Raw genomic sequence first — 13,350 nt, 5'->3', positions numbered from 1 at the left:
CCTCCGAATCGGATCTACTGCGGGTGGGCGCGGCCGTCGCCGAATAGGAGGGCGAGGCCGCTGGGCGACATGAACATCGCCCGGTGATCGTGCCCGACGCCGGGCACGACGTGGAGCGAGTGCGTCGCGAGCGCCTCGGGGCCGAGGAGCGCCTGCACGTAGCGGAAGTAGCGCCGGCCGCGCTCGAGGCGCGTCGCGCCCTGCGCCATCGCACCGCACGACCGGTCGAGCGAGTCGCTGTTGGGGTCCGCGTCCGCTTCGCCGAGCAGGTAGGCCACCTCGCGCCGGCCGTACTCGCGGGCCATTGCGCCGGCCGCGTCGCCGCCGCCGAAGGCGGCGAGCGCCGCGGCCCCGTACTCGTTCGGCTGCTCGAGCCCGTACCGGTACCGGTTGAAATCTTCGCACTGCTCGCGGGGATAGAGGGCGAGGCCCCGGTCGCCGTCGACCCGGCGCCCGTCGAAGTAGAGGTACGAGGACGGGTTCGAGACGATGTACCGGACTGCGATGCCCGCGCGGCGGAGCGCCGCGTGGACGCGGTTGAACGCGATGTACCGGTGGACGAACTGCCCGCCCGCGGAGTGTCCCGCGACGACGACCGCCCGCAGCGCCGGGAACCGGTCGCGGTCCAACGCCGCGGAGATCATCGCGTCGATCACCGTGTACGAGCTCGGGCCGCGCTCCGGATGCACGGACCGGTCTCCGATCTTCCAGCCCTCCGGCGTCCAATACGGGGTGTCGGCGCGGAGCGCGAACTTCTCCGCATCCGGCGTCGCAAGAAACTGCGGCGCCGCGATCAACGTCCTGTCGGTCCCGGCGCCGGCGGCCGCCGCGGCGGCGATCGTGCTGTCGAAGTAGACGTCGGCGTTGCGGAGCGTGCCGTTGATCATGATGACGAGCCGCGCCACGCTCGGGTGCGGCGCGAGCATATCCCCGGTCGCGAACAGCGTCATGCGGAGCGTCCCCCCGTCCGCCTCGACCGGGAACCACCGGTCGGCGATGCGGTTGACGGGCTCGCGCGGCGGGGACGGTTCGATGCGCTCGGGGGGGACCACGCCGACTGGTACCCCGGCGCCCGCGGAGACTCCTTGTCACCGCAACAAGGGCTCCGGCGCGACGCACCCGTATCTGTGCGCGTGGCCGACTCTTCCCTCGTGTCCTTCGACGACGTGCGCCGCGCCCGCGAGGCCATCGCCGGCCGCGTGCACCGCACCCCGCTGTTTTCCGCGACGCTGCTTGGCCGCCGGACCGGGACGCGGCTCTTCGTGAAGGCCGAGAACTTGCAGAAGACGGGATCGTTCAAGCCGCGGGGCGTGCTCAACAAGCTCCGCGGCCTCACGCCGGAGGAGAAGCGGCGGGGCCTCATCACGATCTCCGCCGGCAACCACGCGCAGGCGCTTGCCTACGCGGCGGCCGTCGAGGGGCTGCGGTGCGTCGTCGTGATGCCGGAGAGCGCCAGCCCGACGAAAGTCGCGGCGAGCCGCGGGTACGGCGCCGAGGTCGTGTTGCACGGCACGGTGCACGAGGCGCTCGAAAAGATGCACGAACTGCGGGAGTCGGGCGGGCTCACGCTCGTGCACCCGTACGACGATCCGTTGGTGATCGCGGGGCAGGGTACGGTGGGGCTCGAAATCCTGGAGGATCTGCCCGACGTCGACCTGGTGATCGTGCCGGTCGGCGGCGGCGGGCTGATCTCCGGCATCGCGGCCGCGGTCAAGCGGACGCGTCCCTCGGCCCGCGTCATCGGCGTCGAGCCCGAGGGCGCGCCGACGGTGACGGAGGCCCTGCGGGCGGGGCGTCCGGTGCGCCTCGAGCGCATCGCGACGATCGCCGACGGGCTCACGGCGCCGATCGCCGGGGACCATACCCTCGCGCACGTGCGCGCGCTGGTGGACGAGGTCGTCCTGGTGTCCGAAGAGGAGCTCGCCGAAGGTGTGCGCGCGGTGCTGCAGTATACGAAGCTGCTGGCCGAGCCGGCCGGCGCGGCCGGGGTCGCCGCTCTGCTCGCCCGCCGGGTAAGCCTCCCGGCGGATCTCCGCGCGGCGGCGGTCGTGGTGAGCGGCGGCAACGTGGACTTGGCGCGCCTGCAGCAGGTGTTGTGACGGGTATTGTTGTAGGTTCGGCCTACCGGTCACGCCCCTGCAACGGGGACGGGGCCGTTCATCCTCTTATCGGGAGGGAGCGGTCGGTATGACAAGGCGGGTCCTGATCCTGGTCGTTGTGTTTTGCACCGCGGCCTGGGCGCTCGCGCCGGCTCGGCTGCCGGCAGATGCGCAGGCGCCGCGCACGGTCACCGTGGGGCTGTACGCCGACGCCATCAGCCTCGATCCCGAGGATTCCAACGACAACCTCTCGCTGGGCGTCGAACGCGAAATCTACGACGGGCTGCTCGGATTCGACTCAAACATGAAGGCGATCCCGCAATTGGCGGCGTCGTGGGAGGCGTCGCCCGACGCGAAAGTCTTTACGTTCCATCTGCGTCCCAACATCAAGTTCCAGGACGGCACGCCGCTCGACGCGGAGGCCGTCAAGCTGAACTTCGACCGCGCGCGCGACGCCGCGCACAAGCTCAAGAAGTACAACCTTTACGAGATGATCCAGGCGATCGACGCGGTGAACCCGACCACCGTCCGGTTCACGCTGAAGCAGCCGTTCGGCGCCATGCTGTTCAACTTCGCCCACCCGAGCAGCCGGATCCTCAGCCCGGCACTCATCAAGCAGGGCGAAGACGCGATCGCGCGCCATCCGGTCGGCTCGGGGCCGTTCCGGTTCGTGAGCTGGACGCCCGGCCAGCAGATCGTGCTCGAGCGCAACCCCAACTTCTGGCAGAGCGGCGAGCCGAAGGTGGACCGGCTCGTCGTCCGGTTCGTCACCGAGGACGCAAGCCGTGTCGCGCTGCTCCTGAGCGGCGAGGCGCAATTCATCTACCCGGTCCCCGGCGTGCAGCTCGAGGCCGTCTCCCGCGCGCAGGGAGTCGAGGTGCCGAAGCGCTGGAGTATCTTCGCCGGCGGCATCGCGATGAACACGCAGCACGCGCCGCTCAACATCCCGCAGGTACGCCAGGCCCTCAACTACGCCGTCGACAAGAACGCGCTCATCAAGGCGGTGCTGGCCGGGACGGCGCGTCCGATGGAGGCGCCGATGGCGCCGGGCGTGGCCAGCTATCCGGGGCCGGCGCAGAAGGGCGGGTGGCCGTACGACGTGGCGAAAGCCAAGGCCCTTTTGTCCGAGGCCGGCTTCCCGAACGGCTTCAAGACCGTCTTGTGGTCGACCAACCGGACCGAGTCGGTCCGGATGTGTGACTTCATGCAGCAGCAGCTCGCCCAGGTCGGCATCCAGTTGCAGACCACGCCGATGGAGGTCGGGACGCTCAGCGCGCTCCAGTACAAGCCCCTCAAGGAGAACCAGGCTCAGATGGTCCTCGTCGGCTGGTCGCCGTCCACCGGGGACGCCGACTGGGCGCTGCGGCCCAACTTCGCCAGCGAGTCCTGGCCGCCAGCGCTGTTCAACCTCGCATTCTACAAGAACCCGAAGGTGGATGAGCTGATCCAGGCCGCGCTGGCGACCGCCGATCAGCGCAAGCGCACCGCGGACTACGCCGAGGCCGACCGACTCATCTGGAACGACGCCCCGTGGATCTGGCTGCAGAACACGCAGATCCTGTCGGCGCAGCGGACAAACGTCAAAGGCATGTTCACGCTGGGCGACGGGATTGTGGATCTTCGCGGCGCAGAAATGGCGGGACGGTAGGATCGGGCCGCGGCATCCGGTGAGCAGTTTCGGCCGGATGCCGCGGTAACACACCCCCTCGAGCGGCGCCCGTGCTGCGGTATATCGGCCGGCGTCTTTGGCAAATGATTCCGCTTCTCTTCGGCGTCTCGCTCGGAGCGTTCGTTTTCAATCAGTTCTTACCGGGAGATCCCGCCCGCCTGCTGGCGGGGCCGGACGCCACGCTCGAGGACGTGCAGGCGATGCGCGCGCGCCTCGGGCTCGACCGGCCCTGGCCGGTGCGATACGTCATCTTCGTGCGCGGCGCGCTCGTCGGCGACTTCGGCCGCTCGTACCGGACGCGGGAACCCGTCGGGCCGACCATATCCCACTACATTCAGCCCACCCTTGTCCTCTCGCTGGCCAGCACAGTGCTGGCCGTCGTGCTCGGCATGGGGGTGGGGATCCTCCAGGCGGTGCGGCGCAACTCCCTCGGTGACTACGCCAGCACCGTGGGGTCGGTCCTCGGCGTCAGCACGCCGTCGTTCTTCCTCGGACTGCTCCTCATCTACATCTTCGCCGTGGACCTGCACTGGTTCCCGACCGGCGGGACGACGGCGGGCCTCCGGAGCCTCATCTTGCCCGCGGTGACGCTGGGCTTGGGCGGAGCTGCGGCGATCGCCCGCTTCACGCGCAGCAGTCTCCTCGAAGTGCTCGGCGAGGACTTCGTGCGCACCGCGCGCGCGAAGGGCGTGCGGGAGCCCTGGGTGCTTGCGCATCACTCGCTCCGAAACGCGCTGATCCCGGTGCTCACGGTCGTCGGGCTGCAGTTCGGGTTCGTGCTGAGCGGCGCGATCATCGTGGAGACTGTGTTCACGTTTCCCGGCCTCGGGTGGCTCCTGATCCAGTCGATCTCGTTTCGCGACTATCCCGTGCTCACGGCGGAGATTCTGCTGTTCGCGCTCCAGTTTCTCTTGATCAACCTCGTCGTCGATCTGGTGTACGCGGCCCTCGACCCGCGGGTCAGTTATGCGTAACGCCGCGGTCCTCCCGGCCCCCGCGGCGGCGGCACGGCGGCGGCCGCGCACGCGGTCGTGGAGCCGCTTCATGCGGCGCCGGACCGCGGTCGCCGGGGGCGCGATTACCGCGGTGTTTCTGCTCGCGATGCTCGGGGGCCCGTGGGTCGCGCCGTACCCTCCGACGGCCGTCGACTACAACCACACGCTCACGCCGCCGTCGCCGGTCCACCTGTTGGGGACCGACGATTTCGGACGCGACATCCTGAGCCGCCTGATCGCCGCCACCCGCTATTCGCTCGGCATCGGTCTCGTCGCGACGTGCTTGGGCGCGCTCCTTGGATCGGCCTGGGGGATCGCGGCGGCCTTCTACGGCCGGCAGTTCGACAATGTCTCCATGCGCATCGTGGACATCATCCTGGCCTTCCCGGGGTTCCTGCTGGCGATCGCGATCGCCGCGGCGCTGGGCCCGGGCCTCTGGAACGTCATCCTGGCCGTCGGCCTCTACAGCATTCCGACCTTCGCGCGCCTCGTGCGGGGCCCGGCGCTCTCGGCGATGGGCCAGGAGTTCGTGATGGCCGCGCGGGCCCTGGGCGCGCCGAACCACCGCATCATGGCCCGGCACCTGTTCCCTGTGGCCCTCCCAACGACGATCGTGTACGCGAGCCAGCGTATCGGCTTCGCCATCCTGATCGCCTCGTCACTCAGCTTCCTCGGGCTCGGGGTGCAGCCGCCGACGCCGGAGTGGGGCGCGATGCTGGCGACCGCGCGAGACTTCCTGGGCGTGGCGCCGCAGCTCGTGCTCGCGCCCGGCCTCACGATCTCGGCCGCCGTCCTCGGCTTCAATCTGCTCGGCGACGGCATCCGCGACGCGCTCGACCCGCGCCTGCGGGACTGACGCGCGACTACCCGAACGACTCTGCGTCCCCGGCAGGGCCGCCGCGCCGGCGGCCCGTATTTGGATATTCGGGCGCCGTCAATCGACGGACCAGAGGAGGCAGCAACGTGAGACCCGAGGATATGGAAGCGATGCGGGCGCGGTTGGCGCGCGCGGAACGCAGGCTCCGCGTCACGTCGTTGAGCTGGCTCGTGGCGGTGATCGTGATCGCCGTGCTGTGGGTGGGCGCGCAGCAGGCGCAGTCCCAATCCTCCGCGCTGGTCGCGCGGCGGATCGCCGTCCAGGATCAGAACGGCCGGGACCGGATCATCCTGTCGTTCGACACCAACAGCCGTCCCGCGATCTGGCTGCGGGACGACGCCGGCAAAGACCGGATGTTCATCGGCTTCGGCAAGGAAGTCGGCCGTCCGCTGATCGGACTCAACGACGAAGCGGGCCGGCTGCGGCTCAGCATGGGATTCAGCATCGAACGCAACACGCCTCAGTTTGTGCTGCTCGACGAAAACGGCAAGCAGCGCGGCTTCCTCGGGTTCGCGGCCAGCGGCGCGCCCACACCGCAGCTGGATCTCGCCGACGAAAAAGGAACCGACCGCATCTACCTCGGCTGGAGCACCGCCGAGAAACCGGTAGTCCTGGTGAGCGACGAGTCCGGCAAGACGGTCTGGTCGGCGCCGTAGGGAGAGGCCCATGGAGAAAGAACTCGAGGCGTTGCAGCGAGATCTCGCCCGGTTCGAACGCGGGGCCCGCATGATGTGGTTGGCGGGGTTCGCCGCCGCGGTGATCGCCGCGGTCCTCTGGGGAGGCGCGCGACAGGCGCAGTCGCAGGCCACGTCGTTGTCGACCCGCGCGCTCGTGCTCGTCGATCAGAACAACCGGCAGCGGATCGTCCTGTCCAGCGATACGAACAACCGACCCGGGATCTGGATGAACGACGACGCGGGCAAGGCTCGGCTGCGCTTCGGTTTTGGGACCCAGCCGGCTTCACCGCTGTTCTATCTGGCGGACGAGACGGAGCGCCCGCGGGTCAGCGTGGGATTTAATGTCGAACACGGGGATGCCCAACTCGTCCTTTCCGATCCCACGGGAACGATGCGCACGTACTTCGGCTTCGGCGTGCAGTTGCGCACACCGCAGCTGACGCTCAACGACGAGCGCGGCAAAAACCGCGTCTACGCCGGATGGACGACGGGCGGCACGGCCATCGTCGATGTGTCCGACGACTCGGGCAATATCATCTGGAAAAGCGGGACGGCCGGCTCGGGCGGCGCCGCGCCCGGCACCGGCGGCTCGTCGGGCGGGATTCCCGCCGGCGCGACTCCAGGCAACCAGCACAAATCCGGAGCGCCGTAGCGGGCCGCGGTCGTCGAGCAAGGGCGGAGGGACCGGCGTAGTCCGGTCCTTTCGCCGTTCTCCAAGCTGATCCGGGGGAACCGTGGATATCGCGCTTTTCACCACGCTCAACGCTCTGCCCGCGCGCCTGCCGGTTCTCGGCCGGATCGCCGTCGCCATTGCGGAGGACGGGATCCTGCTCTACGCCGTTCTGCTGCTGTGGCTGTGGGTGCGCACGGCGCGGACCGCCGACCGCCGGCGGCTCCTGCTCCTCGCGGTGTTCGCGGCCGTGCTCTCGTTGGGCATCAACGCGGCCCTGAACATCGCGTACCCACGGCCGCGGCCGTTCAGTGTGCTGCCCGCGCACTTGCTCGTGCCGCGCCCGCACGACGTGTCGTTTCCGAGCGATCACGCGGCCGTGACCGCCGCCATCGGCGTCGCGCTCATCCTGGGGGGCGGAGCGGCGTGGGGTGTGGCCGCGCTGATCGGCGCGGCCGTTATCGGACTCGCCCGCGTAGCCGTTGGAATTCACTACCCGTCGGACATCGCCGGCGGCATGGCGGTCGGCGCGCTGTGCGCCGCGGCGGTCACCGGCGCCCGGCGCCTGTTGCTTCCGGTCGCGGATGCTCTGATTGTACTCGCGCGCCGGCTCCGGTTGGGCTGAGAGCGCCGCGCCGGGCGGACGAGCCCGGGCCACCGCGCACCGCCGATGCTATACTGGGCACCGGAGGGATGGCAGAGTGGACGATTGCGGCGGTCTTGAAAACCGCTAGGGGGCGACCCCTCGGGAGTTCGAATCTCCCTCCCTCCGCCAAGCCGGCACGGCGTGCCGGTACCGCGCTTTACCGGAAGAGGGCGCTTCCCCCCGCGAGCGCCGCGTAGTCGACCTTCCAGTCTCCATCGATCAGGCGCAGGGCCACCCGCATCGGCGTGGTCGCGGTCTCCCCGCTGCGCATCGTGACCTGCGCGCGGAACGTGGCGGTCGCGGCGTCCGCCCCGACCGTCGATGTCACGCCGGTGAGGGAGAACCGCGCGAGGGACGAGCGCTCAAGCGGCTGCGGCCACGAGGCCGGCCGGTTGTAGGTGAAGCGCTCGATCCACGTCCGGGCCTCCGGGGCGCGCGAATGGACGAACCCGTCGTAGAGCTGGATGAGCGTGTTCTCGATGAGCTCGGGGACCGCGGTGGGATAGCCGACAAGCAGTCCGGCCTGCGCGTCACGTACGAGGCCTTGATAGGTCCAATGCCACGGGGGTACGTCCGGGAACGGCGCCGCGGGCGCCTGCGCCGCGGCCCGGCCGGCCGCCGACAGCGCGACGACCAGCGCGATGAGCGCGAGCCGCGTGTAGCGTATCCGGATCTTCATGGTGCGTCCCTTCGTCGTCGCGGCATTGGTCCCCGGCGGCCGCATCCGGGCGCCCTCTCGATTCGCCGCCGGGCGCCGCGTTCCCCATCGTCATGCGCGGCCGGCCCCCTCGTCCGCCGGGCCGGGGCAGATACTTGACTAGGTCAACTATCTCTGCCACGATGGCGCCATGACGGAGCTGTTGTACCTTCAGGACAGTTATCTCCGCGAAGCCGACGCCGTGGTCCAGTCCGCCGGCGAAGGGGCGGTGGCGCTCGATCGCACCGTGTTCTATCCCGGCGGGGGCGGCCAGCCGTTCGACCTGGGCCTGCTGCGCTGGGAGGGCGGCGAACGGCGCGTCGTCGAGATGCGCCGGGACGGCGACGCGGTGTGGCATGTGCTCGACGGGCCCCCGCCCGCGCCCGGCACCGCGGTGGGCGCGGCGCTCGACTGGGACCGCCGCTACGCGATCATGCGCTACCATTCCGCGCTGCACGTGCTCGTCGGCGCGGTTTACCGGCTGTTCAACGCCAAGGTCACCGGCGGCGCGATCTACCCGGACCGCGCCCGCATGGACTTCTCGCTCGAGGACCTCAACAAGGATCGCGTCGGCGAGATCGAGCGCGAGACCAACCGGGTGCTCGCGGAGGACCGGCCGATCGTCGTGCGGTTTGTGACCCACGAGGAGTTCGCGCGGTCGGATCTCGTCCGGCTCGCCCGGGACCTCGTGCCGAAAGACGTCGACCGCATCCGCGTGATCGAGATCGAAGGGTACGACGCCCAGGCCGACGGCGGCACCCACGTCGCGCGGACCGGGGAGGTCGGCGTCCTCCGCATCGTCAAGACGGAGAACAAAGGCAAGGCCAACCGGCGTCTCGAGATCCAGTTGACGGCCGATCCGGCGCGCTTTGGCTCGCGCCAGCAGGCCCAGGGCGGGTGAGGGTGATGGGGCACTACGTCCTGCTGTACGAGGTCGTCGACAACTTCGCGGCCCGCCGCACCCCGCACCGGGAGGCGCACCTCCGCCTCGCGCGCGCGGCGAACGCGCGCGGCGAGTTGATTCTGGCCGGCGCGCTCGGCGACCCACCGGCCCGCGCGCTGCTGGTCTTCCGGAGCGCCGACCGCAGCGCGGCCGAAGCGTTCGCGCAGGCCGATCCGTACGTGCGCGAGGGCCTCGTGCGGCGGTGGGAGGTCCAGCCGTGGGCCGTTGTCGTGGGCGGCGGTACCCCGTGATCGCGAGGGTCTGGACCGCGCGGACGACGCCGGCCCGGGCGCCGGCCTACGCCGAGCATTTGCGCGGCCGCGTGCTGCCGCAGCTGCGCGCGCTCGACGGCTACACCGGCGCCACGCTGCTCCGCCGGGACGCGGACGGCGAGACTGATCTCATCGTCGTGACCCGGTGGCGGTCGCTCGACGCGGTGCGCGCGTTCGCCGGCGCCGATCCCGACGCGGCGGTCGTCGAGCCCGAGGCCGCGGCGGTGCTGACCCGGTACGACGCGCGGGTCAAACACTACGAGGTCGTGGTCGAGGATGCCTGATCGCGCCCTGGGGGCGCGCGTCGACGCCGTGCGGGCGTTCAACCGATTCTACACGCGGCGGATCGGGCTGCTGCGCAAGGATTACCTCGGAAGTCACTTCTCGCTGACGCAGGCGCGCGTCCTGTACGAGATCGCGCGGAGCCGCCGCCCCACCGCGTCCGATCTTGGGCGCGACCTGGATCTCGATCCGGGATACCTGAGCCGCATCTTGAGCGGCTTCGCGGCGCGCGGTCTGCTCCGCCGCATTCCGTCCCGGGCCGACCGCCGGCAGCGGCTGCTCGTCCTCACCCCGCGCGGCCGGGACGCCTTCGCGCCGCTCGACGTGCGTTCGCACGACGAGATCGCGGCGATGCTTCGCCGTCTGCCGCCGCGCGCGCAGACGCGCCTCGTCGGGGCGATGCGCACGATCGAGGCCTTGCTGGACGGGCCGGTCAGCCCTCTCGCGCTCGAACCGCCCGGACGGCGCTCTCCGCGCTGAGCCAGGCCGCCGCCCCGAGCGGCGCGCACAGCAGGAACGGCGCGGCGATGCCGAAGAACGCCGCCGCGCCGCCGAGGAGCGGTCCGACGAAGAACCCGAGGTCGCCCGAGCTATTGTAGACGCCCATCGCGCTCGTATAGTGCTCCCGCGTCGTGACGCGGGCGATCAGCGTCGTGAAGGTGACGGGGACGACGCCGCCGATGAGGCCGTACAGCGCGCCCACGACAAAGAACGCACCCGGCGTGTGGAGCAGCGGGACGAGCAGGGAGGCCGCGGCGCGGCCGAGGACGGCGGGTACGATCAACCGCTCGGGACCGATCCGGTCCGTGAGCCGGCCGGTAGGGATCTGACAGAGCGCGTAGGTCAGGCCCTGGACGGCGAACACCGCGCCGATGACGAGAACCGATTGGCCCTGCGCCGCGGCATAGAGGGGAAGAAAGGTCGACCAGATCGCGGACACGGCGTAATGCAGGTGGTTCGCGACGCACAGGCGTACGACCACCGGTTCGCGCAGGACCTCCCGGGCGTGCACCCGCGGTTCCGCGACCGCCGGCCGGCCGGGGCTCGTGATCGGCAACACCACCGGCACGGCGGCAAGAGTCAGCACCGTTCCGAGATAGAATGCCGCGCGGTCGCCGTACAGTGAGGCGACGAGCCCTCCGAGGGCCGGTCCGAGGAGAAACCCGAGCGACGTCACAGTCCAGAAGATGCCGAACGTCCGGCCTCGCGTCTGCGCGGTGGCGTCTTCGGCGACCCCGGCCATGAGTGGCGTCCACACCGCGCCGCGGGCGGTGCCGACCCCGGCGAGCGCGAGCGCGATCGTCCCCGTTGTGCGCGCCTCGGCGGCCCCCAAGAGCGCCAGCGCGTGGAGGGCCAGGCCGCCGATAAGCGTGCGCCGCCGCCCCAGCACGGCGGCGATCCGGCCGACTTCGAGCTCGATGACGCCCATCGCGAGGCTGAGCAGACTCGCGAGAAACCCGATCGCGGCCGCGCTGTAGCCGATGCGCGCAAGATGCAGCGGGAGGACCGGCACGACCACCTGCCACGAGATCGCGTTCAACAGGCCGGCGGCGCCGAACAAGCCGAGTCTTAAGCTCGACGTGCGCGAGACCACGGTCTCAGACGGAACGGCGGCTCGCGTGGCGTCGGGCCCGGACGGCAGTGGCACGACGCACAGGTTGGACGCCGGGCCGCCGACTCCTCGAAGGAGCGGAGGAGGAGGCGCCCGCAACGCGAACATCGCCGGACATGATTCCCGGATCCGGCGGGCGGATCGCACTGCGCCGCGTCACCGCGCTGTGGCTCGCGGTCGCGCTCGCGCTGGCGGCCATCTCGGCGGCGCCGTCGCGCGCCGCGGCCGCGGACGCCTCGCTCGTCGTGGCGGCTTTGCGTATCGCGGAGCGCGAGTACTTCCGGGCCCTCGATCCCATCGCGCTGCTGAACGCCGCGGTCGCCTCGCTGCGGGCACGCGCGGGGCTCGGCGCCGGGGCGCTTCCGGATCTCCCGCCCGGGATGGCGGAAGATGAGGCGGTCCGGGAGTTCACCGTCGAGTTCGAGCGCGCCGAGAGCGCATCGTCGGCGCGCGAGCCCGAGTTCGCCTACGCGGTCACGCGGGCGATGCTGCAGTCGGTCCACGACAGTCACGTCCGGTTCATGACCCCCGACCAGTACACGGAGTTCAAGGACAATCTTGCCGGCCGGCCGGGGTACGCTGGGATCGGGATCCGGACCACGTTCCCCGCGGGCGCCGATGGGCCGTTCGTCGTTGCGGTGGTGCCGGGGTCTCCCGCGGCGGCCGCGGGCGTCAGGTTGTTCGACCAGATCCTCGCCGCCGACGCCGTGGGATTTCGCGGCGGCTCCGCCATCGACGTGGTCTCCCGGCTGCGCGGACCGGCCGGTTCGGCGGTCGTGCTGAAAATCCGGCGGCGCGGGGAAACGCTTGAGATCCCGGTGACGCGCGCGGTGATCCAGACGCCCGCGGTCGAGGTCGAGATGGTTCGTCCCGGCGTCGCCTACGTTCGGATCTGGGGATTCACCCGCGGCGCGGCGGTCGAAGCCCGGCGCGCCATGCAGGCGTTCGGCGATCCCGGTGGCATTCGCGCGATCGTGATCGATCTTCGAGGGAATCCAGGCGGGCTTGTGGTCGAGACCGAGTGGGTGGCCGGGCTCTTCGTACCGGCCGGGACCGTACTCGCGCGGACGCGCTCGAGCGCGGGTTCAGGGGCGTTCGCGGCCAGCGGCGAAACGCCGTTCCGGGACACACCGCTCGTGGTGCTCACCGACCACGGCTCGGCGTCCGGGGCGGAGATCCTCACCATCGGGCTTCGAGACGCGAATCGGGCGCTCGTCGTGGGTGAGGCGACGGCGGGCGCGTTCGGCGGCGCGCGCGACTTCGCGCTTCCCGAAGGCGGCATCATGATCACGACGCGGGCGCTGACGGGACCGCGCGACGAAGAAATCGAGGGAATCGGCATCGCGCCGGACCGCACGGTCTCGATGGCGGTCGAGGACATGCTGCGCGGCGACGATGTCCAGCTCGGCGTGGCGCTCTCGCTGCTCGGCGCGGTGCGGCCGGCCGTAGACCGCGCGATCGCTGCGTAATCAGCTGAGCCGGAGGACAGGCATGCGCTTTGTTCGATGAAGCCGCGCAGATGGAACGCCTGGCCGCAGACGTGATTCCGCGCATGCTAGAATAGAACACGCGTGGGGACGTAGCTCAGTGGGAGAGCACCTGCTTTGCAAGCAGGGGGTCGCGAGTTCGAACCTCGCCGTCTCCACCAGCCCTTGAATACCAATGGTTTGCGAGCATTATCGAGGTTTACCGGTACTGACTGGATCGTCTGGCCGCCGTCATCCCGGATACCGCCGCCTTGGACGCGGCGACGGTCCTATGGCGGATTGCCGTCGACGTGACGCTCCCCGGTAGGATCGCCTTCGGTCACCGGATAGACGATCACCTGGTGGTGGCCGGTGGATTCCTCGTGGTCACGCTTGCTTGCGTCGGCCTGCGCCCGATGAACGGCATGCATATTCCACTGGCACT

15 protein-coding genes and 2 tRNA genes are annotated in these 13,350 nt (G+C 70.4%); 14 read left to right on the top strand and 3 right to left on the bottom strand.

The window, feature by feature from the left end:
- Window positions 1-14 precede the first annotated feature (14 nt).
- Window positions 15-1,052, bottom strand: a complete 1,038-nt coding sequence (locus VKT83_05430) for an alpha/beta hydrolase (GenBank protein HLY21890.1) — start codon at window positions 1,050-1,052, stop codon at window positions 15-17.
- Window positions 1,053-1,133: 81 nt separating this feature from the next.
- Between VKT83_05430 and VKT83_05425 the strand changes: the two genes are divergently transcribed.
- From VKT83_05425 to VKT83_05390, 8 genes are all read left to right on the top strand, one after another.
- The gene (locus VKT83_05425; GenBank protein ID HLY21889.1) at window positions 1,134-2,099 is read left to right on the top strand and encodes a threonine/serine dehydratase; all 966 of its coding nucleotides are present in this window, start codon (window positions 1,134-1,136) and stop codon (window positions 2,097-2,099) included.
- A gap of 88 nt (window positions 2,100-2,187) precedes the next feature.
- Window positions 2,188-3,747 carry a glutathione ABC transporter substrate-binding protein gene (locus VKT83_05420; protein ID HLY21888.1) on the top strand — a complete coding sequence of 520 codons (1,560 nt, stop codon included), beginning with the start codon at window positions 2,188-2,190 and terminating at the stop codon, window positions 3,745-3,747.
- A gap of 71 nt (window positions 3,748-3,818) precedes the next feature.
- The gene (locus VKT83_05415) at window positions 3,819-4,742 is read left to right on the top strand and encodes an ABC transporter permease (protein ID HLY21887.1); all 924 of its coding nucleotides are present in this window, start codon (window positions 3,819-3,821) and stop codon (window positions 4,740-4,742) included.
- Window positions 4,735-5,619, top strand: coding sequence for an ABC transporter permease (locus VKT83_05410; GenBank protein HLY21886.1), 885 nt, complete (start codon window positions 4,735-4,737; stop codon window positions 5,617-5,619). Before VKT83_05415 ends, VKT83_05410 begins: the two co-directional genes overlap by 8 nt.
- Before the next feature lie 107 nt (window positions 5,620-5,726).
- Window positions 5,727-6,296 (top strand): hypothetical protein, encoded by a 570-nt coding sequence (locus VKT83_05405; GenBank protein ID HLY21885.1) that lies wholly within the window; start codon window positions 5,727-5,729, stop codon window positions 6,294-6,296.
- A 10-nt stretch (window positions 6,297-6,306) separates the two neighbouring features.
- The gene (locus VKT83_05400) at window positions 6,307-6,969 is read left to right on the top strand and encodes a hypothetical protein (protein ID HLY21884.1); all 663 of its coding nucleotides are present in this window, start codon (window positions 6,307-6,309) and stop codon (window positions 6,967-6,969) included.
- 82 nt (window positions 6,970-7,051) lie between these two features.
- On the top strand, window positions 7,052-7,612 hold the full coding sequence (locus VKT83_05395; GenBank protein HLY21883.1) for a phosphatase PAP2 family protein: 561 nt from the start codon (window positions 7,052-7,054) through the stop codon (window positions 7,610-7,612).
- A 62-nt stretch (window positions 7,613-7,674) separates the two neighbouring features.
- Window positions 7,675-7,762: transfer RNA gene (locus VKT83_05390), tRNA-Ser, on the top strand.
- Window positions 7,763-7,790: 28 nt separating this feature from the next.
- Here VKT83_05390 and VKT83_05385 read toward each other — a convergent pair.
- A complete protein-coding gene (locus tag VKT83_05385; protein ID HLY21882.1) occupies window positions 7,791-8,312 on the bottom strand; it encodes a hypothetical protein in 522 nt (173 codons plus the stop codon).
- Window positions 8,313-8,481: 169 nt separating this feature from the next.
- Between VKT83_05385 and VKT83_05380 the strand changes: the two genes are divergently transcribed.
- Genes VKT83_05380 through VKT83_05365 form a run of 4 tightly spaced genes read left to right on the top strand, consistent with a single transcriptional unit; the run spans window position 8,482 to window position 10,307 of the window.
- Window positions 8,482-9,231, top strand: coding sequence for an alanyl-tRNA editing protein (locus VKT83_05380; GenBank protein ID HLY21881.1), 750 nt, complete (start codon window positions 8,482-8,484; stop codon window positions 9,229-9,231).
- Between the two features lie 5 nt (window positions 9,232-9,236).
- Entirely contained in the window at window positions 9,237-9,524 is a 288-nt protein-coding gene (locus VKT83_05375; GenBank protein ID HLY21880.1) for a YciI-like protein, read from the top strand.
- Window positions 9,521-9,829 carry an antibiotic biosynthesis monooxygenase gene (locus tag VKT83_05370; GenBank protein ID HLY21879.1) on the top strand — a complete coding sequence of 103 codons (309 nt, stop codon included), beginning with the start codon at window positions 9,521-9,523 and terminating at the stop codon, window positions 9,827-9,829. Before VKT83_05375 ends, VKT83_05370 begins: the two co-directional genes overlap by 4 nt.
- Complete coding sequence (locus VKT83_05365; protein HLY21878.1) at window positions 9,822-10,307, top strand: MarR family transcriptional regulator; 486 nt, start codon at window positions 9,822-9,824, stop codon at window positions 10,305-10,307. Before VKT83_05370 ends, VKT83_05365 begins: the two co-directional genes overlap by 8 nt.
- Here VKT83_05365 and VKT83_05360 read toward each other — a convergent pair.
- Window positions 10,261-11,421 carry an MFS transporter gene (locus tag VKT83_05360; protein HLY21877.1) on the bottom strand — a complete coding sequence of 387 codons (1,161 nt, stop codon included), beginning with the start codon at window positions 11,419-11,421 and terminating at the stop codon, window positions 10,261-10,263. The two genes, VKT83_05365 and VKT83_05360, sit on opposite strands and share 47 nt — an antisense overlap.
- A gap of 134 nt (window positions 11,422-11,555) precedes the next feature.
- Here VKT83_05360 and VKT83_05355 point away from each other — a divergent pair, with 134 nt between their 5' ends.
- Together VKT83_05355 and VKT83_05350 are read left to right on the top strand one after the other, a co-directional pair.
- The gene (locus VKT83_05355) at window positions 11,556-12,908 is read left to right on the top strand and encodes a S41 family peptidase (GenBank protein HLY21876.1); all 1,353 of its coding nucleotides are present in this window, start codon (window positions 11,556-11,558) and stop codon (window positions 12,906-12,908) included.
- 104 nt (window positions 12,909-13,012) lie between these two features.
- A tRNA-Ala gene (locus VKT83_05350) sits at window positions 13,013-13,087 on the top strand.
- Window positions 13,088-13,350 lie beyond the last annotated feature (263 nt).

The organism is bacterium, from assembly GCA_035308905.1.
Classification (GTDB): domain Bacteria; phylum Sysuimicrobiota; class Sysuimicrobiia; order Sysuimicrobiales; family Segetimicrobiaceae; genus DASSJF01.
This window is presented reverse-complemented; position numbering and strand designations above follow the sequence as displayed.